Origin of the sequence: Kitasatospora sp. NPDC006697 (genome assembly GCF_042869935.1) — a bacterium.
Taxonomy (GTDB): Bacteria; Actinomycetota; Actinomycetes; order Streptomycetales; family Streptomycetaceae; genus Kitasatospora.
Window position 1 is genome coordinate 20,345 of sequence record NZ_JBIAGU010000010.1, and the last position, 21,735, is coordinate 42,079.

Genomic DNA, 21,735 nt, shown 5'->3' on the forward strand with positions numbered 1-21,735 from the left:
AGGCCCACCATGGCGATCGGCAACCTGACCGACTCGTTCACCAGCCTGATGTTCGGCAAGGTCGAGACCACCCGGCTGCCGGTGCGCACCTCCACCGGCCAGGCCCAGGCGGTCTACCTGCCCACCGCCGCGCCCGGCCTGGGCGACTCCGGGGTGATCATCGGGCGCGAGGTGTACAGCGGCAAGGGGTACGTCTACGACCCGTTCCAGCTCTACGGCCAGCAGCTGCCGGCCCCGCACTGGCTGGTGCTCGGCGAGTCCGGCAACGGCAAGTCGGCGCTGGAGAAGACCTACGTGCTGCGCCAGTTGCGCTTCCGCGACCGCCAGGTGGTGGTGCTGGACGCGCAGGGCGAGGACGGGGTCGGCGAGTGGAACCTGATCGCGAACGCGCTGGGCATAAAGTCGGTCCGGCTGGACCCGATGGCGGCCCGGGACGGCGGGGTCAAGCTCAACCCGCTGGACCCGGCGATCACCACCACCGGCCAGCTCTCGCTGCTGCGCACCATCATCGAGGTGGCGATGGGCCGGGGCCTGGAGGAGCGTGCCGGCTTCGCGCTGAAGGCCGCGCACGCACACGTCCGGGCCACCGTGACGGACCGTCAGCCGATCCTCGGCGACATCATCGACACGCTGCGCCGCCCCGACCTGTCCTCGGTGGAGTCGCTCGGGGTCGACCCGGAGGAGGTGCAGTCCTGGGGCCTGGACGTGGCCCTGGTGCTGGACCGGCTGGTCGACGGCGACCTGCGCGGCATGTTCGACGGGCCGACCAGCTCCGGCATCGACCTGGACGCCCCGCTGATCGTCTTCGACCTCTCGCACATCGACCGCAACTCGATCGCGATGCCGATCCTGATGGCGATCGTCGGCGTCTGGCTGGAGCACACCTGGATCCGCCCCGACCGCAGGAAGCGCATCTTCCTGGTCGAGGAGGCCTGGCACATCATCAACAGCCCGTTCGTGGCCCAGCTCTTCCAGCGGCTGCTGAAGTTCGGCCGCCGCCTCGGGCTCTCCTTCGTCGCCGTGGTCCACCACCTCTCGGACGTGGTGGACGGCGCGGCGGCCAAGGAGGCCTCGGCCATCCTCAAGATGGCCTCCACACGGACCATCTACATGCAGAAGGCCGACGAGGCCCGGGCCACCGGGCGGGTGCTGGGCCTGCCCCGGTGGGCGGTGGAGATCATCCCGACCCTCTCGCCCGGCATCGCGGTCTGGGATGTCAACGGCAATGTGCAGGTGGTGAAGCACATCATCACCGACACCGAGCGGCCACTGGTGTACACCGACCGCGCAATGACCGAGGACGCCGTGGCGGAGAGGATCCGGGCGGAGCGTCAGCTGGCGTCCGAGCCGGGGGTCTGAGCCGGGGGCCGCGGGGGCAGCTCGGAGGGCGGGGGCTCGGGGGCGCCGGGCAGCCGGATCACCGCGAGGGCGCCCGGGCCGCCGTCCTGCGCCGGGCCGAGGGTGACCTCGCCGCCGCTGGCCCGGACGGCCTGCGCCACGATCGACAGCCCCAGCCCCGAGCCCGGCAGCTGCCGGGAGGAGGGCGAGCGCCAGAACCGGTCGAAGACGTACTGCAGCTCGTCCGCCGCGATGCCGGGCCCGTGGTCACGGACCGTCAGCCGCCCGTGCTGCATGCCGACCTCGACGGTGCCGCCCGGCGGGCTGTACTTGACCGCGTTGTCCAGCAGGTTCATCACGGCCCGCTCCAGCGCCGCCGGGTCGGCCCGGGAGTACCAGGGTGCCAGCGCCACCTCGAAGGTCAGCCCCGGCCCGCGCAGCTCGGCCCGCCCCACCGCCCGCTGGGCGATCTCGTGCACGGCGACGATGGAGGTGTTCTCCATCGGGCGCGGGCTGTCCGGCTTGGAGAGCTGCAGCAGGTCGCCGATCAGGCCGGTGAGCTCCTGCATCTGGGCCTTCATCGAGCCGAGCAGCTTGGTCCGGGTCGCCTCGGGCAGCGGGCGGCCGGTGTCGTTGCTGCGGATCAGCAGGTCCACGTTGGTGCGCAGCGAGGTCAGCGGGGTGCGCAGCTCGTGCCCGGCGTCGGCGATCAGCCGGGTCTGCCGCTCGCGGGAGTTGGCCAGCGCGGTGGACATCGAGTTGAAGGCCTCGGAGAGCCGGGCGATCTCGTCGTTGCCGTGCACCGGGATGGTCGTGCCGACCTCCTCGGTGCGGGCGATGTGCTCGACGGCGTCGGTGAGGTCGTGCACCGGCCGCAGCGCGGCGCGGGCGACCAGGCGGCCGGTGATGCCGGCGATGCCGATGCCGACGATGGAGACGGCGACGAGGATGAGGGCGAGCTGGTCGAGGGAGTGGTCGACCTTGGTGAGGGGGGTGGCGGTGACGAGGAGGACGGGCTGGGCGTTCTTCACCTGGTAGGCGGTGGTCAGCCGGACCATGGCCGATTCGCCGTTGGTGTAGCTGCCGAGGCGGTAGACGGGCTTGGGCGGGGGCGCGCCGGGAACCGCCTCCCGCAGGATGTCGAAGTCGCTCTGGTACAGCAGGATCCCTCTGGGGTCGGGGCCCGAGGGGACGACGACGCTGTCGATGCTGCTGGCGACCTCCATGTCCCAGCGGACGCCGCCGGGGAACTCCGACTGCGTCTGGGAGGGGAGCGCCTGGTACTGGTGCAGGGCGTCGGCCGCGGCCTCGGCCGGTGTGCTGCCGTACCCCGTGATGCCGCCCGGCGGCCGGAAGCTCATCGGCGCCCCCGCCAGCGTCTCCTGCTGCAGCTGGTACACCTCCGACTTCGCGATGAACCACGCGGCCGTCGAGCAGATCGCGATCGCCACCGCCACCGCCACCGACGCCAGGATCGCCATCCGGCTCCTGAGCGACCGGTCGTGGTACCAGCGCGACACCCGCCCCCGTGAACCCGCTTCGGTGCTCATCGTGCTCAGTTCACGCCGCCGCTCGGCGCGCGCAGGGCGTAGCCGACTCCGCGCACGGTCTGGATCAGCCGCGGCATGCCGCCCTGCTCGGTCTTGCGGCGCAGGTACATGACGTAGACGTCGAGGGAGTTGGAGGAGGGCTCGAAGTCGAAGCCCCAGACCGCCTTGAGGATCTGCTCCCGGGTGAGCACCTGGCGCGGGTGCGAGAGGAACATCTCCAGCAGCATGAACTCGGTGCGGGTGAGCTCGACCGGGCGGCCGTCCCGGGTGACCTCGCGGGTCGCGGTGTTCATCCGCAGGTCCGCGAAGGCGAGCACCTCGGAGTCGTCCTCGACCACGGTGGCGCGGGCGGCGGCCTCGGCGGCCAGCGCGTTGCGCCGGAGCAGGGCGCGGACCCGCGCCAGCAGTTCGTCGAGCTCGAAGGGCTTGGCCAGGTAGTCGTCCGCGCCCACGTCCAGGCCGGTCACCCGGTCGCCGACCGCGTCGCGCGCGGTGAGCATCAGGACCGGGGCGGTGTCACCGCGCGAGCGCATCCGGCGGACGGCGGTGAGGCCGTCCATCCGGGGCATCATGATGTCCAGCAGCACCAGGTCGGGCTGCTCGCGCTCCACGGCTTCGAGGGCCTCGAAGCCGTCGGTGGCGGTGGTCACCTCGTAGCCCTCGAAGGCGAGGCTGCTCTCCAGGGCGTCCCGCAGGGCGGGCTCGTCGTCGACCACGAGCAGGCGCGCGGGAGGAGCGGTCTGCTCGGCGAGCGTGCGGTCGTCGGCGGGGGGAGTCATCGGCGGGCTGGCCTCTCTGGACTCGGCAGGGGTCGGTTTCGGTGGGGTTCTAGCCAATTGTGCGGTGCCGGGGGCGCCGCGCGGGGATCTACAGGTTCTGTCCGGCCTGCATCCGGGGCAGCACCTGCTTGACGGCGTCGATCGGGATGGCGAAGCCGAGGCCGATGCTGCCGGCCTGGCTGCTGGTGGCGCTGGAGCTGGTCCCGCTGCCGGAGTACATCGCCGAGTTGACGCCGATCACCTGGCCGGCGGCGTTGATCAGCGGGCCGCCGGAGTTGCCGGGGTTGAGCGCGGCGTCGGTCTGCAGCGCGGAGTAGCCGGCGGTGTCGCCGGTGGCGGGCTGCGCGGAGCCGCCGAAGCCGGGCAGGTACGGGTAGCCGAAGCCGCCGTTGCCGCGGGTGCTGCCCTCGTCGACCTGGACGGTGACCTTGCGGTCCTTGGCGCTGATGATGCCGGAGGTGACGGTGCCGGTCAGGCCCTCGGGGTTGCCGATGGCGACCACCTGGTCGCCGACCGAGAGGGCGCCGGAGGACCCGAGCGCGGCGGGCTTGAGGCCGCTGACCCCGTTCGCGGTGATCACCGCGAGGTCGGTGGACTTGTCGGTGCCGGTGACCTTGGCGGAGGCCCTGCCGCCGTTCTGGAAGGTGACGCTCACGGCGCCGCCGTCGCTGACCGCGCCGGAGACCACGTGGTAGTTGGTGAGGATCTGGCCGCCGCCGGTGAGCACGATGCCGGTGCCGGTCGCGGTGCCGCCGCTGGTCTGCACGGTGATCTGGACGGTGCTGGGGGAGACGGCGGCGGCGATCGCGGCCACGTCGGCGGTGCCGCCGGTCCGGTCGGAGACCGGGCTGACCGCGGTGCCGGCCGCGCCGGCGGCGGTGGTGCTGCCGCCGTGCCCCGAGGAGGCGACGGCGCCGCCGGCCAGGCCGCCGAGGACGGCGGCGATCGCGGCGACGGCGGTGACCAGGGCCAGCCGGCCGCGGTGGGGGCCCCTCCCAGCCGCCAGGCTGGGGGCGTAGCCGTTGCGGGCCTTGTGGGCGGGACCGGACTCGGCGGGGGCCTCGGCCGCGAAGGCGGCCTGGCCCTCCGGCTCGGGCTGCTGGAAGTAGTCGAAGTGCGCTGAGGGTGCCCCGGCCGGCTTCGGCGGGAACGGGTACCCCGACTCATCTGCGGTGCTGCGGTGCTCGCTCATGGACCTCACCGTCCGCCCGCCGGATGAGAGTCCGATGAGAGTGGGGTCAGAACGACCAGAGAAGCCCGTTGGCTTCTCATAAAGAGGCGTTACGCTGCGCCCTTCCCGCCGGCCCCGGCGGGCTCGCCCGGGCAGCCGCAGGAGCGGCGGACCACCAGGCGGGACGGGAAGCGGCGGACCCGCTCGGTGTCCGAGCCGGGCACCATCAGCGAGTCGTCCAGCACCAGTTCGACGGCGGCCCGGGCCATCGCCTCCCGCTCGCTGGCGACGGTGGTCAGCGGCGGGTCGGCCAGCGCGGCCTCGGGGATGTCGTCGAAGCCGGCCACCGCCAGGTCCTCCGGCACCCGCAGGCCCAGCTCGCGGGCGGCCCGCAGCACGCCGATCGCCTGGTCGTCGGTGGAGCAGAAGACCGCCGGCGGCCGGTCCGGGGAGCCGAGCAGCCGCAGGGCGACCTCGTAGGCGCCGTAGCGGTGGAACGGGGCGTCCACCAGGTGGCCCTCGGTCTCCAGGCCGGCGGCCTCCATCGCCTGCTGCCAGCCGGCCACGTGGTCGATCACCGGGTCGCCGGGCACGGGGGTGTCCACCGGGCCGCCGAAGCAGGCGACGTAGGGGTGGCCGTGCACCTCCAGCAGGTGGCGGACCACCAGCTCGGCGCCGCCGATGTCGTCGGTGACCACCGAGACGTCGTCCACGGCCTCGGGGCGGCGGTGCAGCAGCACCACCTTGGCGCCCTCCATCGCGGCGAACTCCTTGGCGGCCCGCTGCGGCGCGCCCTGGCTGACCAGGATCAGGCCGGAGACCCGCATGCCGAGGAAGGCCTGGATGTAGTGCATCTCGCGGTCTTCGACGTAGTCGGAGTTGCCGATCAGCACCAGCTTGCCGCGGTCCGAGGCGGCGCGTTCGACCGCGTGGGTCATCTCGGCGAAGAACGGCTGCCGGGCGTCCGGCACGATCATGCCGATCAGGTTGGTGCGGCGGGAGGCCATCGCCTGCGCGACGCTGTTCGGCCGGTAGCCGAGCTGCTCGATCGCGGCGAGCACCTTCTCCTTGGTGGCCGGCGCCACCGGGCGCGGGCCGTCATTGATCACGTAGCTGACGACCGCGGTCGAGGTCCCAGCCAGTCGGGCTACATCGTCGCGCGTCACCTTGGCCACGGAGGGAGTCTACGCGTGTCTGTCCGATCGGCCAGTGGCCGGGCCCGGTACCATCGCCGGGCCCGGCGCCGGTCAGGCGTCCACGGAACTGGAGACCGGGCGGTCGGCTCCGCCGCGCTCGCCCTTCTCGCCGGGGGAGGGCACGACGAAGCGGTAGCCGACGTTGCGCACGGTGCCGATCAGCTGCTCGTGCTCCACGCCGAGCTTGGCCCGCAGCCGCCGGACGTGCACGTCCACCGTCCGGGTGCCGCCGAAGTAGTCGTAGCCCCAGACCTCCTGCAGCAGCTGGGCCCGGGTGAAGACCCGGCCCGGGTGCTGGGCGAGGTACTTCAGCAGCTCGAACTCCTTGAAGGTGAGGTCGAGCACCCGGCCCTTGATCCGGGCCGAGTAGGTGGCCTCGTCGACCGAGAGGTCGCCGTTGCGGATCTCCATCGGGCTGTCGTCCGACACGGCCTGCTGCTGGCGGCCCATCGCGAGCCGCAGCCGGGCCTCCACCTCGGCCGGCCCGGCGGTGTCGAGCAGCACGTCGTCGATGCCCCACTCGGCGGTGACGGCGGCCAGGCCGCCCTCGGTCACCACCAGCAGCAGCGGGGAGCTCACGCCGGTGGAGCGGAGCAGTTGGCAGAGCGAGCGGATCTGCGGCAGGTCGCGCCGGCCGTCGACCAGTATGACGTCGGAGCTGGGGGTGTCGACCAGGGCGGAGCCCTCGGCCGGCGCCACCCTGACCTGGTGCAGCAGCAGCCCGAGGGCCGGCAGCACTTCCGCCGACGGCTGGAGTGCGTTCGTGAGCAGGAGGAGAGAACTCATACCCTGGGCGTCCCCTTTTCTTCTCCGTGGCCTGGATGAGGCTGCTCGTGGTGCGGCTGGTGGGGCGCACGTCGTTGTGCGGCAGCCGGCACGCGTGGATCACCACTCGCAAGGACGTCCGGTTGGGTGTCCTGAAAGCACAAAAGGACCCGGGGGCGACTCTGCCCGGATCCCTCTTCCTGGAGAGGATAGCCGAACAGGCCTGTCCAGCGTAGGGGTCGACCCGCGTGATCGAGCTCGCAGCGCGGCCCGTGCGCCCCCGTGCGACCGGGCCGGCCTGGGCCTTTGCCGGTCCCGCGGGGCGGCGGGCGATGATGGAGCACGGCACCGACCGGCACACGTCCGTGTACAGCTTCGAAGACCTGTGCACCTGCAGAAGGGGTCCGCCATGACCGCGACCACCCGCCCGCCCACCGCCCCGGTGGCCGGCACCATCCGCTACTGGGCCGCCGCCAAGTCGGAGGCCGGCACGGGGGAGGAGCCGTACCGGGCGGCCACCCTGGCCGAGGCGCTGGACCAGGTCAGGGAGCGGCACGCCGACCGCCCGGGGCTGGTCCGCCTGCTGGACATCTGTTCCTATCTGGTGGACAGCGAGCCGGTCGGCGGACGGGACCGCCGGCAGGTGGCGCTCTCCGAGGGCGGGACGGTGGAGGTGCTGCCGCCGTTCGCGGGCGGCTGATCCCGGCCCCGCCGAGGAACCAAGCTCCCCGTCGGATCGTCGTACCGCCCGCGGGCCCGTCCTCCGGTCAGGGGCGGTAGCCTGCCGCCCGACCGCCCGGGGCGACCGTCCCGGGCACACCGACAGCGGCCGACGGGGAGAAGAGAACGATGCGCACCTGGATCAAAGTCGCCATTCCGGTCGTGGTCCTCGCCGGCCTGCTGGCCGGCGCGGACCGGGTGGCCGTCGGAGTGGCCGAGGACCAGGCCGCGCAGAAGCTGGCGGACCGTCAGGGCATCTCCGGCCGCCCCAGCGTGAGCATCGAGGACGTGCCGTTCCTGACCGACCTGTTCGACAAGAAGCTGGGCAAGGTGCGGCTCTCGGCGGCCAGCATGCAGGTGTCGGGCGACGGCGGCACGGTCCGGCTCAAGGACTTCCGGGCCGATCTGAGCGGGGTCCAGGTGAACTCCGGCTACACCTCGGCGACCATCGACTCCGGCAGCGGCTCCGGCCTGGTGGACTACCGGCAGGTGCACGACCTGCTGGCGCTGGACCCCCGGATCTCGCTCGGCTACGGCGGTCCCGGCCTGGTCAAGGTGGACTACTCGATGCTCGGCCAGAAGTTCTCCAGCACCGTGACGCTGGTCAACGAGGGCGACCTGATCAAGGTGGGCAGCGTCGGCAACCTGCCCTCCGGGCTGGGCGCGCTGCCCGGGATCGGCGGCATGATCCAGCAGAACCTGGGCGCCAAGACCTTCACCCTGCAGAACCTGCCGGTCGGCCTGCACCTGGCCTCGGTCTCCCCGGAGCAGGGCGGGCTGGAGCTGAAGTTCAACGGCACCAAGGTCACGCTGACCAACTGACGACCGGCCGAGCGACGGTCCGGTCCGGCCCGGAACCGCCCTGAATCCCAGCATGCGATCGTTTTCGTCTCAGGATTCGACACGCTGATGACAGGGCGGCGTTCCGCTCCCTAGCATCGTCCACATGAACCGACAGGCACACCTCACCAAGCGGCGGGCGGTAGACCTCTGCCGCGTGGCTGCGTGCCTGTGTCGAATGCGGTGACCGGCGGCCTGCTCCGGCAGAATCGACCTGCCGCCACGCCCGCATCCGTGGCCTGACCAGGCGCTGCGCGCCTACGGCCGCGTCTCCTTGACATCCCGCACCATCGCCCGCCGGCTCCCTCCGCCGCGCCGCCCCGTCCCACTATCCGGACATACTGTCGGACACGTGGTGCGGACGTCCGGCCCGCGCACCGCCGACCGGGACCCACTCACCTTCCGCCAACCGCCCCCGGATGGAGACATCACATGAGCCGCAGTGACGTCCTGGTCGACGCCGACTGGGTCCAGGCCCACCTGGACGACCCGAAGGTCGTCATCGTCGAGGTGGACGAAGACACCGCCGCGTACGACAAGAACCACATCAAGAACGCCGTCCGGATCGACTGGAAGAAGGACCTCCAGGACCCGGTCCGCCGCGACTTCGTCGACCAGGCCGGCTTCGAGGCGCTGCTCAGCGCCAAGGGCATCGCCAACGACGACACCGTGGTGCTCTACGGCGGCAACAACAACTGGTTCGCCTCCTACGCGTTCTGGTACTTCAAGCTCTACGGCCACCAGGACGTCCGCCTGCTGGACGGCGGCCGCAAGAAGTGGGAGCTGGACTCCCGCGACCTGGTCGACGGCTCCGAGGTCCCGGCCCGCCCGGCCACCGAGTACAAGGCCCAGGCCCAGAACACCGCGATCCGCGCCTTCCGCGACGACGTGGTGAACGCGATCGGCACCGCCAACCTGGTCGACGTCCGCTCGCCCGACGAGTTCTCCGGCCGCCTGCTCGCCCCGGCTCACCTCCCGCAGGAGCAGTCGCAGCGCCCCGGCCACGTGCCGAGCGCCCGCAACATCCCGTGGTCGAAGAACGCCAACGACGACGGCACCTTCAAGTCGGACGAGGAGCTGCGCGCCCTCTACGCCGCCGAGGGCGTCGACCTGTCCAAGGACACCATCGCGTACTGCCGGATCGGCGAGCGCTCCGCGCTCACCTGGTTCGTGCTGCACCAGCTGCTGGGCCAGGAGAGCGTCCGCAACTACGACGGCTCCTGGACCGAGTACGGCAGCCTGGTCGGCGTGCCGATCGAGCTCGGCAACTGAGCCGCGCGCGCGACCTCACGAGCAAGGAGATCTGAGACATGTGTGGTGCGAAGGCCGGCGGCCCGGACCTGGCAGGAGTTGACGTGGCGAACGAGACGATCATCCAGGGTTCGGTCACCCGCGACGGCGAGCCGGTCAACGGCTACGTCCGGCTGCTCGACGCGAGCGGCGAGTTCACCGCCGAGGTGCCCACCTCGGCGACCGGCCAGTTCCGCTTCTTCGCGGCCGAGGGCCAGTGGACCGTGCGCGCGCTGGTTCCCGGCGCGACGGTGGACCGCAAGGTGGTGGCGTCCAAGGGCGCGCTGACCGAGGTCCCGATCGCGGTCTGATTCGGTAGCGGGACGAGCGACGAGCCCCTGCCACGGCGGGGGCTCCTCGCTTTACCGTGGAGGTGTGCAGCAACGCGCGCGACGCCGCTACTACTTCCTGATGATGGCCGGCTGCCTGGGGCTCTTCGTGCTGGCCTGGGGAGTGGTGCGGTTCTTCTCGGTCGGCGCGGCGATCGGCATGTGCGTGGTGGCGATGGTGATCCCGCCGCTGGCCGCCGTCTTCGCCAACCGGCGCGACCCGGAGGACGACTGGTGGCAGGACCCGCGCTGGGACGACCCCGAGTGGGACAGGCCGGGGCACGACCGCGACCGCCCGGACCGGGAGGGCCCGGCGGACCGTGACGGCGACGGTCAGTAGACCAGCGCCTGCACGCCGTCGGCCATGATCTCACTGACGAAGACCTGGGCGCCCGCGATCCGGACACCCTCGATGGTGTCCGCCTGCGCGATGCCCCGGCGGGCCGCGCACTGGGTGCAGAGCGTCACGGTGCCCGCCGCCAGCAGCGACTCCAGCAGCTCCGGCAGCGGCGCGGCGTGCGGCAGCTCGAACTCGGCCGCCCGGCCGGGCAGCGCGAACCAGGAGGACTCCCCGGTGAGCCAGAGCGAGACCTCGACCCCGCTGGCGACCGCCACGGCCGCCACGGTGAACGCCTGCGAGCACCGCTCCGGCGCGTCGGCCCCGGCGGTGACCTTGATGACCAGCTTCTTCGACACGGCGTCAGCCTAGCCGCTGTGTGGCCGCCCTCACCGCGTCCGTCCGGCGGCCGAACGATAGACTCGCGCCGTCACCGTCCGTCCGTTACTCGCTGACCCCGGAGCGCATCATGAGCGGCCTTGAGATCTTCTTCGACATCCTGCTGGCCATCATGTCCATCGTGATCGTCTGGTTCGCCGCGTTCTCCGTGATGAAGCTGTACCAGGGCCAGCGCTGACCGCTCGCGTACGGTGGGGGGCGGTAGTCCCCCCGTCCCCGACACCTGATCAGGACCATGATCGAGATCCCCTCTGACCTCCACCCGGACGTCGTTTCGCTGGCCTTCCTCCTCGGCACCTGGGAGGGCGCGGGCGTCTTCGACTTCCCGGGCGCGGAGAAGTGCAACTTCGGCCAGGAGATCGTCTTCCGGCACGACGGCCGCCCCTTCCTGGAGTTCCGCTCCCGGACCTGGGTGCTGGACGAGGCCGGCGAGAAGGTCCGCCCGCTGGAGAACGAGCACGGCTTCTGGCGGGTGACCACCAACCAGCGCGGCACCAGCGGCGAGCGCGAGGTCGAGGTCTCGATGGTGCGCGACGACGGCACCGTGGAGATCTGGTACGGCCGGCTGGCGGACGGCAAGCCGCAGATCGACCTGGCCACCGACGCGGTCGCCCGGGTCGAGGGCTCGGACCCCTACACCGGCGGCAAGCGGCTCTACGGCTTCGTCAACGAGCAGCTGCTCTGGGTCGGTGAGAAGGCCGCCCCCGAGGTGCCGCTGCGCCCCTACATGTCCGCCCAGCTGAAGAAGGTGCTCAGCCCGGCCCAGCTGGTCAAGGACATCAACGACCTGCCGGACGACGGGATCGCCTTCTTCCGCTGACCGGACCGGGCCCCCATTGAGCGAGGGACGGCACACGCAGTGACCGACGGTACGACCGACTGGAAGGCCGACCTGCGCGAGCGCGGCTACCGGCTCACCCCGCAGCGCCAGCTGGTGCTGGAGGCGGTGGACGCGCTCGACCACGCCACCCCGGAGGAGGTGCTGGCCCAGGTGCGGCGCACCGCCAGCGGGGTCAACATCTCCACGGTCTACCGCAACCTGGAGCTGCTGGAGGAGCTGGGGCTGGTCTCGCACGCCCACCTCGGCCACGGCGCGCCGACCTACCACCTGGCCGGCCGCCACCACCACCTGCACCTGGTCTGCCGGGACTGCGGCTCGGTCACCGAGACCGGCACCGCGATCGCCACCCCGCTCACCGACGCCCTGCGCGAGCAGCACGGCTTCGACACCGACCTCAAGCACTTCGCCATCTTCGGCCGCTGCGCCGACTGCACCGCCAAGCGGGAGCAGGGGGAGTCGTAAGCTGACGGCATGAAGAGCCCGCTGCTGTCGCTGCCCGGAGCCGTTCCCGCCGAAGGGCCCGACCAAGGGGTCGCGGCCCACTACGGCGACCTGTTCCGGGAGCAGCGCGAGCTGGCGGCCGGCCGGGCCTTCACCGACCTGTCGCACCGGGGCGTGGTCACCGTGACCGGTCCGGACCGGCTGGCCTGGCTGCACCTGCTGGTCACCCAGCACGTCAGCGGGCTGCCCGCCGGCCAGGCCGCCGAGGCGCTGGTGCTCTCCCCGCACGGCCACGTCGAACACGCGCTCTACCTGGTCGACGACGGCACCACCACCTGGGCGCACGTGGAGCCCGGCACCCAGGGTGAGCTGCTGGCCTACCTGGAGAAGATGAAGTTCATGTACCGGGTCGAGTTGGCCGACGCCACCGACCGGTACGCCGTGGTCCACCTGCCGGCCGGCCACACCGGCACACCGCAGGCCGCCGCCGTGCGCGAGCTGCCCTGGGGCCGGGACCTCTTCCTGCCGCGCGCCGAGCTGGCGGCCACCGCGGCCGGGCTGGGCGGCCCGGCCGGGATCTGGGCCCACGAGGCGCTGCGGATCGAGGCGCACCGCCCGCGGCTCGGCTTCGAGACCGACCACCGCACCATCCCGCACGAGGTGGACTGGCTGGCCTCCGCCGTGCACCTGAACAAGGGCTGCTACCGCGGCCAGGAGACGGTGGCCCGGGTGCACAACCTGGGCAAGCCGCCGCGCCGGCTGGTCTTCCTGCACCTGGACGGCACCGAGGAGGTGCTGCCGCCGCACGGCACCGAGCTGCGCACCGCCGCCGACCCGCAGGGCCGTCCGGTGGGCTTCGTGACCTCCTCGGCCCGGCACTGGGAGCTGGGCCCGATCGCGCTCGGCCTGGTGAAGCGGAACACCCCGGTGGACGCGGTGCTGCTGGCCGGCACGGTGCCGGGCACCCAGGAGGTGGTGGTCGCGCCCTGACCGGGCGTCAGACCTCCAGCAGCACGGTGAACGGACCGTCGTTCACCAGCGAGACCTTCATGTCCGCGCCGAACCGCCCGGTCTCGACCGTCGCGCCGAGACCGCGCAGCTGCGCCACCACCTCGGCCACCAGCGGTTCGGCGACCGGGCCCGGCGCGGCCGCGTTCCAGGTGGGCCGCCGGCCCTTGCGGGCGTCGCCGTAGAGGGTGAACTGACTGATCACCAGCAGCGGCCCGTCGAAGTCCGAGCAGGACAGCTCGGTGCCCTCCCCGGGGAAGAGCCGCAGCGACCAGAGCTTGCGGGCCAGTTGGGCCGCCTGCTCGGGGGTGTCCTGGTGGGTGACCCCGACCAGCACGCACAGGCCCGGCCCCTCGATCGCCCCGACCGTCTCCCCGGCCACCGTCACCGAGGCCCCGTTCACCCGCTGCACCACTGCTCGCATGCCGGCCATTCTGCACCCCGCCGAGCGGGTGACGGTCACTGCCAGGTCATATCAGACGCACCCGTTCGCCAGGCGGCCGTACGGGTGCATCTGCGCCGCGCTCCGCGCCGCGGGGTGGCACGATCGGGGGGTGAGCGCGCCCGGCGGGCTCGGACGGCCGTTCGCGCCGCCCGAACGCCGGTTCAGGCGCGGCTCGCCCGGGTGGGTGGCAGCGACGGGGCGGGGAACCCCTGAGGGTCCGTCGGTCGTGCAACCCCTCGGGTGGGCGGAGCAAGGGTGGGACCGAAGCACGCGACGGCAGGTGGTTGCTCGATGGACACGACGGAGACGGAGCTGGCCGGGCTGGGCCTCGCCGAACTGCGCACGGTGCGCAGGGACGCGCTGGAGCAGGAGGCCGATCTCTCCTACCTGCGCCGGCTGTTGCAGGGCCGGGTGGACATCCTGCGGGCCGAGCTGGACCGGCGGACGCTGGAGCTGCGCCCGGTGCCGCCGACGGCCGAGACGCTGCTGCACCGGCTGCCGCAGATCCTCGCCGACAGCCCCTCGCACGTGCGCCAGTCGGCCCGGCACGTCACCCTGGGCACCCCGCGCGGCGAGCAGTACCAGGAGCAGGCGGACGCGCTGATGGGCGACGTGCAGCTGGCCGACCTGGCCGCGCACGCCTCCGCCGAGCTGCTGGCCGCGCTGGACCGGCTGACCGAGCACGAGCGGGAGGTGTCCGGCCGGCGCTCCGCGCTGCAGCGCACCGCCGACTGGTGCAGCGCCGAGATCACCCGCCGCTACCGGGAGGGCGAGGCCCGGGTGGAGGACCTGCTGATGGACCGGCCGGCCGCCGAGTAGGCAGCTCCCGGAAACGGCAGCGGGGCCGTCGGGAGCGCGCTCGCGCGCCTCCTGACGGCCCCGCCGACCGGCTCAGTGCCCGCCCTGGTCCGCCAGCCGCTTGATCGACGCGGTGATCTCGGTCTCGGCCTCGGCCCGGCCGACCCACTCGGCACCCTCGACCGACTTGCCCGGCTCCAGGTCCTTGTAGACCTCGAAGAAGTGCTGGATCTCCAGGCGGTCGAACTCCGACACGTGGTGGATGTCCCGCAGGTGCTCCCAGCGCGGGTCGGTGGCCGGGACGCAGAGCAGCTTGTCGTCGCCGCCCGCCTCGTCGGTCATCTTGAACATGCCGATCGCCCGGCACTTGATCAGGCAGCCGGGGAAGGTCGGCTCGTCCAGGATGACCAGCGCGTCCAGCGGGTCGCCGTCCTCGCCGAGAGTGCCCTCGACGAAGCCGTAGTCGGCCGGGTAGCGGGTCGAGGTGAAGAGCATCCGGTCCAGGCGGAGGCGACCGGACTCATGGTCGACCTCGTACTTGTTGCGGGAGCCCTTCGGGATCTCGATGGTGACGTCGAACTCCAACGGTGCCTCCAAGGTAGGGACTGACAGAATCCAAGTGTCTCCTACGGCGGAGAGTGATCGGGAAAGGGGTTGGGCAGTGGCAGGGACTCGGCGGGGCCTGGTCGGCGCGGGAGTGGCGGCGGCGACCGGAATCGCTCTTCTGGCGGGCGGCACCCCCGCGCATCCGCTGGCGCCCGGCGCCGGCGCCGCACCCTCGGCCGCCGCCGCCCGGCCGGTGCTGGAGCCCGCCGTGAGCACCCCGGACGGGGTGCCGAGCACCGCGGGGGTGCAGGCCGCGCTGGGCGCGCTGACCGGTGACAAGGCGTTGGGCACGCTGACCTTCGCGATCGCCGACGGCACCACCGGCAAGCTGCTGCTGGGCTCCGGCGAGAGCAGCCCGGCCACCCCGGCCTCCACCACCAAGCTGGCCACCTCGGTCGCCGCGCTCAGCCTGCTGCCGCCGCAGACCCGGCTGGCCACCAAGGTGGTCAAGGGCGCCGGGCCGGACGAGATCGTGCTGGTGGGCGGCGGCGACCCGACGCTCAGCGGGCTGAACCCGGATCAGATAAGGATCGGCCTCGCCCCGGTGGACGGCGACTCGGCCCCGGCCTCGCTGCCCGACCTGGCCCGGCAGACCGCGGCGGCGCTGAAGGCGGCCAACCTGACCACGGTCCACCTGGACTACGACACCTCGCTCTACACCGGCCCGGCCTTCCACCCGTTCAACGACGGCACCGACATCGGCCCGATGTCCGCGCTGATGATCGACGAGGGCCGGGTGACCGCCACCGACGACGTGGAGGCCCCGGTCCGGGTGCCCGACCCGGCGGGCCAGGCCGCGGCCAAGTTCGGCGACCTGCTCGCCGCCCAGGGCGTCAAGGTGGCCGACAAACCCAAGGAGGCCGCCGCCCCGGCCGGCGCCGCGCGGCTGGGCGAGGTGGAGTCGCCGATCATCGGCCGGCTGGTCGAGCGGGCGCTGACCAACTCGGACAACACGCTGGCCGAGGCGATCGGCCGTCAGGTCGCGGTGGCCGGCAAGCAGCCGGTCAGCTACGAGGGGGCGGCCGCCGCGGTCACCGCCGAGCTGGCCAGGCTCGGCCTGCCGATGCAGGGCGTGCAGCTGAACGACAGCAGCGGGCTGAACACCCACAACACCATCCCGCCGGTGCTGCTGACCGACCTGCTGGCGATGGCCGCGGCGCCGGACCACCCGCAGCTGCGCCCGGTGCTCACGGGCCTGCCGATCGGCGGCTTCACCGGCACCCTGCGGCTGCGCTACCAGGCCGCCCAGGGCTCGGCCGACGGGGCCGGCATCGTCCGGGCCAAGACCGGCTCGCTGACCGGGGTGAACACCCTGGCCGGCAGCGTGGTGGACGCCGACGGCCGGGTGCTGGTCTTCGCGCTGATGACCAAGGGCGCGGTGGACCCCAACGCCGCCCGGTACGCGATGGACCGGATCGTCACCCGGCTCGCCTCCTGCGGCTGCCGCTGAACGCTGCCGCAGGCGCCGCCGAGCACGTACGGTGAAGCCATGACGAGCGCGAGCGGCGGTGCGGACATGGTCGACTGGAATCTCGCGGTCGCGACCGCGACCAGGCTGGCCCGGCCGGGCCCGGTGGTCAGCCGGGCCGAGGCGGCGGCGGTCGTCGCCGAGCTGCGGGAGCACGCCGTGGCGGCCGAGGGCGCGGTCCGCGAGTACACCCGGATGACGGCCCGCTCGGCGGGCTCCCGGGTGCTGGTGGTGGACCGGCCCGGCTGGGTGCGGGCCAACGTGGCGGGCTTCCGCGCCGTGATCGCCCCGCTCACCGGCAAGCTGGCGGCCCGCCGGGAGCAGACCCCGGGCGGCTCGGTGCTGGGCGCGGTCGGCGGCAAGGTCACCGGCCTGGAGCTCGGCGCGGTGCTGGCGCTGCTCTCCGGCAAGGTGCTGGGCCAGTACGAGACCTTCGCCGCCGAGCCGGAGCCGATCGCGCCGGACAGCCCCGCGGGCCTCTTCGACCGCCCGCGGACCGCCCTGCCGGACGGCGGCGGCACCCGCCCGGTCACCGCGGCCCCCGGCCGGCTGCTGCTGGTGGCGCCCAACATCGTGCAGGTGGAGCGGGAGCTGGACGTCGACCCGCACGACTTCCGGCTCTGGGTCTGCCTGCACGAGGAGACCCACCGCACCCAGTTCACCGCCGTGCCCTGGCTCCGCGACCACGTGCAGTCCGAGGTGCAGTCCTTCCTGGCCGAGACCGACGTGGAGCCGGTGGCGCTGCTGGAGCGGCTGCGCGAGGCGCTGGCACCGGGGGAGCGGCCGGCCGGCGGGCTGCTGGAGGTGGTCCAGACGCCCCGTCAGCGGGAGGTGCTGGCCCGGCTGACCGCGGTGATGTCGCTGCTGGAGGGCCACGCCGACGTGGTGATGGACGGCGTCGGGCCGGCCGTGGTGCCGAGCGTGGCGGAGATCCGGGAGAAGTTCCAGCGCCGCCGGGACCGGGGCGCGGGCCGGCTGGACCTGATGCTGCGCCGGCTGCTCGGGATGGACGCCAAGCTGCGCCAGTACCAGGACGGCGCGGTCTTCGTCCGGGCCGTGCTGGACCGGATCGGGATGGACGGCTTCAACCGGGTCTGGACCTCCCCGAACACGCTGCCGACCAAGGACGAGATCCACGACCCGGCCGCCTGGGTGGCCCGGGTCGGACGCCAGTCCCAACCGAAGCCCCCGGACGAGTGAGGGCGCGGAGCGGCGATACGTTTCTGCATTCACCCGTCCGTGGGACCGTGGTCGTACTGGTGGCGCGGGGGGCTCGGGCCTGCCCCCCGTTCTGCGACGATCTGTGAGCACCCGGTCACCCGATGGCCGGATCCTTCCGTCCGAGGAGCTGCTTCCCATGGCCCCACACCCCGCGGTCGCGGCGATACGCCTGGCCGTCCGCCGCGCCCTCGCGGACCTGGCGGCGGAGGCCGTCCAGTCCGGCGCCCCCGTCCCCGTCCCGGCCGCCAACCGGATGCCCGCCGTGCCCGCCCCGGCCGGCCCCGCCACCGTGCTGATCGGCAACGCCCGCCGCCACCCCTCCGGCCTGCCCCGCACCCCCGCCGCCCCCGACGCCCCGCTGGTGCTGGTCGCGGTCAGCGGCGGCGCCGACTCGATGGCCCTGGCCAGCGCCACCGCCTTCGAGGCCCCCAAGCTCGGCCTGCGGGTCGGCGCCGTCACCGTGGACCACGGCCTCCAGGAGGGCAGCGCCGACCGCGCCCGCCAGGTGGCCGACCGGCTGCGCGCCTTCGGCCTGGACCCGGTCGAGGCGGTCGCCGTCCGGGTCGGCCGGCAGGGCGGCCCCGAGGCCGCCGCCCGCGAGGCCCGGTACGCCGCGCTGGACGAGGCCGCCGAGCGGCACCGGGCGCTGGCCGTCTTCCTCGGCCACACCAGGGACGACCAGGCCGAGACGGTGCTGCTGGGCCTGGCCCGCGGCTCCGGCGCCCGCTCGCTGGCCGGCATGCCGGGCCGCAAGGGCCGCTACCGCCGCCCGCTGCTGGACGTGGACCGGGCCGCCACCCGGCAGGCCTGCGCCGCGCAGTCCATCCCGGTCTGGGACGACCCGCACAACCTGGACCCCGCCTACACCCGCGCCCGGGTCCGGCACGAGGTGCTGCCGGTGCTGGAGAAGCACCTGGGCGGCGGCGTGGTGGAGGCGCTGGCCCGCACCGCCCGGCTCTTCCGGGACGACGCGGACGCGCTGGACCAGTGGGCCGAGCGCGCCGAGCAGGAGCTCTACCGGCGCGACCCGCACGACGGCCGGGGCGAGCTGCCGGTGGCCGGGCTGACCCCGCTGCCCGCGGCGGTGCGCCGCCGGGTGCTGCGCCGGATCGCGCTGCGCACCGGCTGCCCGGCCGGCGACCTGTTCGCCCGCCACCTGGAATCGGTGGACCAGCTGGTGACCGGCTGGCGCGGTCAGGGACCGCTGCAGCTACCCGGGGGGGTCGAGGTCACCCGCAGGTGTGGCAACCTGGTGTTTCGGCGGCGGAACGACTGATCGCCGGCACAGGAACCACGAACTCTTGAGGACGTAGACCCGGTGGACGACAAGGACATGGGCGCCGACCTGGCGAAGGTGCTCATCAGCAAGGACGAGATCGACGCGAAGCTGGCGGAGCTGGCGGAGCGGATCGACCGGGACTACGCCGGGAAGGACCTGCTGATCGTCGGCGTCCTCAAGGGCGCGGTGATGGTGATGGCCGACCTGGCCCGGGCCCTGCACTCGCAGGTGACCATGGACTGGATGGCGGTCTCCTCCTACGGCATGGGCACCAAGTCCTCCGGCGTGGTGCGGATCCTCAAGGACCTGGACACCGACATCGCCGGCCGCGACGTGCTGATCGTCGAGGACATCATCGACTCCGGCCTGACCCTGTCCTGGCTGCTCGGCAACCTGGGTTCGCGCGGCCCGGCCTCGCTGGAGGTCTGCACCCTGCTCCGCAAGCCGGACGCGGCCAAGGTGGAGATCGACGTCAAGTACGTCGGGTTCGACATCCCCAACGAGTTCGTGGTCGGCTACGGATTGGACTACGCGGAGAAGCTCCGCAACCTCCCGTTCATCGGTACGCTCGCTCCACACGTGTACGGCGGCTGAGCGCCGATCGGCACGCGGGGGAACACCCCACCGGTCTCGCCCGTTGGAGTCGGCGAACGGACAACTGCATAGGGCCGTACCGCCGCGCTTCCACAGAGCGGGGCATCACTGCTGTACGGTCAAATTACCCGCTCTTCGTACTGGCCTTTTTTGCAGGAGGGTCGAGCGGGGTGCGCACGCACACCATCGGAAGCGCCGACGGCAGAAGGCCGCCAGGTGCCGTTTGAGTGGCAGGAGGGACGGGGCGGCAACGCCCCGCATGGATGGACGTCAAGCGATACTTCCGCGCGCCGATCGCATGGATCCTCCTGGCAGTCGTCGCCGTCATTGTGCTGATGAACGTCGTTTCGGACTCGAACGGCTACAAGACGGTAGACACCGGCCAGGTGGTCGCGGCGATCGACGCGGGCAACGTCAAGCAGGCTCAGATCACCACCGGTGACTCGCAGACCGTCAAGGTCGAGCTGAAGGAGGGCACCGCGCTGCCCGTGGGCAGCAACGGCAAGGTCCCCTCGGGCACCAAGTTCCAGGCGACGTACATCGGCGACCAGGGCAAGGACCTGGCCGAGAAGATGTCGAGCAACGCCTCGCTGATGCCCCCGCAGGGTTACACCATCAACAACGAGAAGCAGTCGACCATCGTCAGCCTGCTGCTGTCGATGCTGCCGATCGTGGTCATCGTCCTGGTCTTCCTCTTCCTGATGAACCAGATGCAGGGCGGCGGCTCCCGGGTCATGCAGTTCGGCAAGTCCAAGGCCAAGCTGCTCACCAAGGACACCCCGAAGACCACCTTCTCGGACGTGGCCGGCGCGGACGAGGCGGTGGAGGAGCTCCACGAGATCAAGGAGTTCCTGCAGGAGCCGTCGAAGTTCCAGGCGGTCGGCGCGAAGATCCCCAAGGGCGTGCTGCTCTACGGCCCGCCCGGCACCGGCAAGACCCTGCTCGCGCGCGCCGTCGCGGGCGAGGCGGGCGTGCCGTTCTACTCGATCTCCGGTTCCGACTTCGTCGAGATGTTCGTCGGCGTCGGCGCCTCCCGGGTCCGCGACCTGTTCGAGCAGGCCAAGGCCAACGCCCCGGCGATCATCTTCGTCGACGAGATCGACGCGGTCGGCCGGCACCGCGGGGCCGGCCTCGGCGGCGGCCACGACGAGCGCGAGCAGACCCTCAACCAGCTGCTGGTCGAGATGGACGGCTTCGACGTGAAGGGCGGCGTGATCCTGATCGCCGCCACCAACCGCCCCGACATCCTGGACCCGGCGCTGCTGCGCCCGGGCCGCTTCGACCGGCAGATCGCGGTCGAGCGCCCCGACCTGCAGGGCCGGCTGGACATCCTCAAGGTGCACCAGAAGGGCAAGCCGATCGCGCCGGACGTCGACCTGTCGGCCGTCGCCAAGCGGACCCCGGGCTTCACCGGTGCCGATCTGTCCAACGTGCTGAACGAGGCGGCCCTGCTGACCGCCCGTTCGGACAAGAAGCTGATCGACAACGGTCTCCTCGACGAGGCGATCGACCGCGTGGTGGCGGGTCCGCAGAAGCGCACCCGGATCATGTCGGACAAGGAGAAGAAGATCACCGCGTACCACGAGGGCGGCCACGCCCTGGTCGCGGCGGCCTCGCCGAACTCCGACCCGGTGCACAAGATCACCATCCTGTCCCGCGGCCGCGCCCTGGGCTACACCATGGTGCTGCCGGAGGAGGACAAGTACTCCCAGACCCGCAACGAGATGCTGGACCAGCTCGCCTACATGCTGGGCGGCCGGGCGGCCGAGGAGCTGGTCTTCCACGACCCGACCACCGGCGCCGCGAACGACATCGAGAAGGCCACCGCCACGGCCCGCGCGATGGTCACCCAGTACGGCATGACCGAGCGGCTGGGCGCGATCAAGTTCGGCAGCGACAACTCCGAGCCGTTCCTCGGCCGTGAGATGGGCCACCAGCGCGACTACTCGGAAGAGGTCGCCGGGCTGGTGGACGAAGAGGTCAAGAAGCTGATCGAGAACGCCCACAACGAGGCCTGGGAGATCCTGGTCGAGAACCGGGACGTGCTCGACAACCTGGTCCTGGAGCTCCTCGAGAAGGAGACCCTGAACAAGGAGCAGATCGCCGAGATCTTCTCGACGATCGTCAAGCGCCCGGCCCGTCCGGCCTGGACCGGGTCGGCCCGCCGCACCCCGTCCACCCGGCCGCCGGTGCAGTCCCCGAAGGAGCTGGCGCTGTCCAACGGCGCCGCCACCTCCCCGGTGGACATCGTGAAGCTCCCGCCGGTCACCGGCGAGGCCACCGAGGGCTGACCGGTGCCCTCCGGGGCACCAGTTGAACG

Annotated in this window: 24 protein-coding genes; 16 read left to right on the forward strand and 8 right to left on the reverse strand. The window is 72.4% G+C overall.

What is annotated here, in order from left to right:
- Positions 1–9 precede the first annotated feature (9 nt).
- Entirely contained in the window at positions 10–1,359 is a 1,350-nt protein-coding gene (locus tag ACFYNO_RS15745; protein WP_388011495.1) for an ATP-binding protein, read from the forward strand.
- Here the strand turns inward: ACFYNO_RS15745 and ACFYNO_RS15750 are convergent.
- The 5 genes from ACFYNO_RS15750 to ACFYNO_RS15770 form a co-directional block, all read right to left on the reverse strand.
- Entirely contained in the window at positions 1,332–2,819 is a 1,488-nt protein-coding gene (locus ACFYNO_RS15750) for a sensor histidine kinase (protein WP_388011497.1), read from the reverse strand. The two genes, ACFYNO_RS15745 and ACFYNO_RS15750, sit on opposite strands and share 28 nt — an antisense overlap.
- Before the next feature lie 74 nt (positions 2,820–2,893).
- Positions 2,894–3,667, reverse strand: coding sequence for a response regulator transcription factor (locus ACFYNO_RS15755; protein ID WP_388011499.1), 774 nt, complete (start codon positions 3,665–3,667; stop codon positions 2,894–2,896).
- Positions 3,668–3,755: 88 nt separating this feature from the next.
- Positions 3,756–4,859: a S1C family serine protease gene (locus tag ACFYNO_RS15760; protein ID WP_388011501.1), complete on the reverse strand. Its 1,104-nt coding sequence runs from the start codon at positions 4,857–4,859 to the stop codon at positions 3,756–3,758.
- 89 nt (positions 4,860–4,948) lie between these two features.
- Complete coding sequence (locus ACFYNO_RS15765) at positions 4,949–6,013, reverse strand: LacI family DNA-binding transcriptional regulator (protein WP_388011503.1); 1,065 nt, start codon at positions 6,011–6,013, stop codon at positions 4,949–4,951.
- Between the two features lie 72 nt (positions 6,014–6,085).
- Positions 6,086–6,820: a response regulator transcription factor gene (locus tag ACFYNO_RS15770; RefSeq protein ID WP_388011505.1), complete on the reverse strand. Its 735-nt coding sequence runs from the start codon at positions 6,818–6,820 to the stop codon at positions 6,086–6,088.
- 388 nt (positions 6,821–7,208) lie between these two features.
- Between ACFYNO_RS15770 and ACFYNO_RS15775 the strand changes: the two genes are divergently transcribed.
- From ACFYNO_RS15775 to ACFYNO_RS15800, 6 genes are all read left to right on the forward strand, one after another.
- Positions 7,209–7,499, forward strand: a complete 291-nt coding sequence (locus ACFYNO_RS15775) for a MoaD/ThiS family protein (RefSeq protein ID WP_388011507.1) — start codon at positions 7,209–7,211, stop codon at positions 7,497–7,499.
- A gap of 149 nt (positions 7,500–7,648) precedes the next feature.
- Positions 7,649–8,341, forward strand: coding sequence for a DUF2993 domain-containing protein (locus ACFYNO_RS15780; RefSeq protein ID WP_388011509.1), 693 nt, complete (start codon positions 7,649–7,651; stop codon positions 8,339–8,341).
- Positions 8,342–8,465: 124 nt separating this feature from the next.
- Entirely contained in the window at positions 8,466–8,546 is an 81-nt protein-coding gene (locus tag ACFYNO_RS15785) for an Ms5788A family Cys-rich leader peptide (RefSeq protein WP_388011914.1), read from the forward strand.
- A 245-nt stretch (positions 8,547–8,791) separates the two neighbouring features.
- Entirely contained in the window at positions 8,792–9,631 is an 840-nt protein-coding gene (locus tag ACFYNO_RS15790) for a sulfurtransferase (RefSeq protein WP_388011511.1), read from the forward strand.
- Between the two features lie 38 nt (positions 9,632–9,669).
- Entirely contained in the window at positions 9,670–9,960 is a 291-nt protein-coding gene (locus ACFYNO_RS15795) for a DUF1416 domain-containing protein (RefSeq protein ID WP_101381718.1), read from the forward strand.
- 64 nt (positions 9,961–10,024) lie between these two features.
- Positions 10,025–10,318, forward strand: a complete 294-nt coding sequence (locus ACFYNO_RS15800) for a DUF3099 domain-containing protein (RefSeq protein ID WP_388011514.1) — start codon at positions 10,025–10,027, stop codon at positions 10,316–10,318.
- Here the strand turns inward: ACFYNO_RS15800 and ACFYNO_RS15805 are convergent.
- Positions 10,312–10,674: a DsrE family protein gene (locus ACFYNO_RS15805; protein ID WP_388011516.1), complete on the reverse strand. Its 363-nt coding sequence runs from the start codon at positions 10,672–10,674 to the stop codon at positions 10,312–10,314. The genes ACFYNO_RS15800 and ACFYNO_RS15805 overlap by 7 nt on opposite strands.
- 275 nt (positions 10,675–10,949) lie before the next feature.
- On the opposite strand from ACFYNO_RS15805, the gene ACFYNO_RS15810 reads away from it, so the two are divergent.
- The 3 genes from ACFYNO_RS15810 to ACFYNO_RS15820 are packed head-to-tail and all read left to right on the forward strand — an operon-like array spanning position 10,950 to position 12,986.
- Positions 10,950–11,534, forward strand: a complete 585-nt coding sequence (locus ACFYNO_RS15810; protein ID WP_388011518.1) for an FABP family protein — start codon at positions 10,950–10,952, stop codon at positions 11,532–11,534.
- A gap of 39 nt (positions 11,535–11,573) precedes the next feature.
- Entirely contained in the window at positions 11,574–12,017 is a 444-nt protein-coding gene (locus ACFYNO_RS15815; RefSeq protein WP_388011520.1) for a Fur family transcriptional regulator, read from the forward strand.
- 9 nt (positions 12,018–12,026) lie between these two features.
- The gene (locus tag ACFYNO_RS15820) at positions 12,027–12,986 is read left to right on the forward strand and encodes a YgfZ/GcvT domain-containing protein (protein ID WP_388011522.1); all 960 of its coding nucleotides are present in this window, start codon (positions 12,027–12,029) and stop codon (positions 12,984–12,986) included.
- 7 nt (positions 12,987–12,993) lie between these two features.
- On the opposite strand, the gene dtd is transcribed toward ACFYNO_RS15820, so the two are convergent.
- Positions 12,994–13,428 (reverse strand): D-aminoacyl-tRNA deacylase, encoded by a 435-nt coding sequence (gene dtd / locus ACFYNO_RS15825; RefSeq protein ID WP_388011524.1) that lies wholly within the window; start codon positions 13,426–13,428, stop codon positions 12,994–12,996.
- A 312-nt stretch (positions 13,429–13,740) separates the two neighbouring features.
- Between dtd and ACFYNO_RS15830 the strand changes: the two genes are divergently transcribed.
- Positions 13,741–14,268, forward strand: a complete 528-nt coding sequence (locus ACFYNO_RS15830; RefSeq protein ID WP_388011526.1) for an ABC transporter substrate-binding protein — start codon at positions 13,741–13,743, stop codon at positions 14,266–14,268.
- Between the two features lie 72 nt (positions 14,269–14,340).
- Here the strand turns inward: ACFYNO_RS15830 and ACFYNO_RS15835 are convergent, their stop codons facing one another.
- Complete coding sequence (locus ACFYNO_RS15835; protein ID WP_388011528.1) at positions 14,341–14,832, reverse strand: inorganic diphosphatase; 492 nt, start codon at positions 14,830–14,832, stop codon at positions 14,341–14,343.
- A gap of 76 nt (positions 14,833–14,908) precedes the next feature.
- On the opposite strand from ACFYNO_RS15835, the gene dacB reads away from it, so the two are divergent.
- From dacB to ftsH, 5 genes are all read left to right on the forward strand, one after another.
- Positions 14,909–16,303 carry a D-alanyl-D-alanine carboxypeptidase/D-alanyl-D-alanine-endopeptidase gene (gene dacB, locus ACFYNO_RS15840; RefSeq protein ID WP_388011530.1) on the forward strand — a complete coding sequence of 465 codons (1,395 nt, stop codon included), beginning with the start codon at positions 14,909–14,911 and terminating at the stop codon, positions 16,301–16,303.
- Positions 16,304–16,342: 39 nt separating this feature from the next.
- Positions 16,343–17,521 (forward strand): zinc-dependent metalloprotease, encoded by a 1,179-nt coding sequence (locus ACFYNO_RS15845; RefSeq protein WP_388011532.1) that lies wholly within the window; start codon positions 16,343–16,345, stop codon positions 17,519–17,521.
- 157 nt (positions 17,522–17,678) lie between these two features.
- A complete protein-coding gene (gene tilS / locus ACFYNO_RS15850) occupies positions 17,679–18,818 on the forward strand; it encodes a tRNA lysidine(34) synthetase TilS (RefSeq protein ID WP_388011534.1) in 1,140 nt (379 codons plus the stop codon).
- A gap of 42 nt (positions 18,819–18,860) precedes the next feature.
- A complete protein-coding gene (gene hpt, locus ACFYNO_RS15855) occupies positions 18,861–19,415 on the forward strand; it encodes a hypoxanthine phosphoribosyltransferase (RefSeq protein WP_380404513.1) in 555 nt (184 codons plus the stop codon).
- Between the two features lie 263 nt (positions 19,416–19,678).
- Positions 19,679–21,706, forward strand: a complete 2,028-nt coding sequence (gene ftsH, locus ACFYNO_RS15860; protein WP_388011536.1) for an ATP-dependent zinc metalloprotease FtsH — start codon at positions 19,679–19,681, stop codon at positions 21,704–21,706.
- Positions 21,707–21,735: the final 29 nt, after the last annotated feature.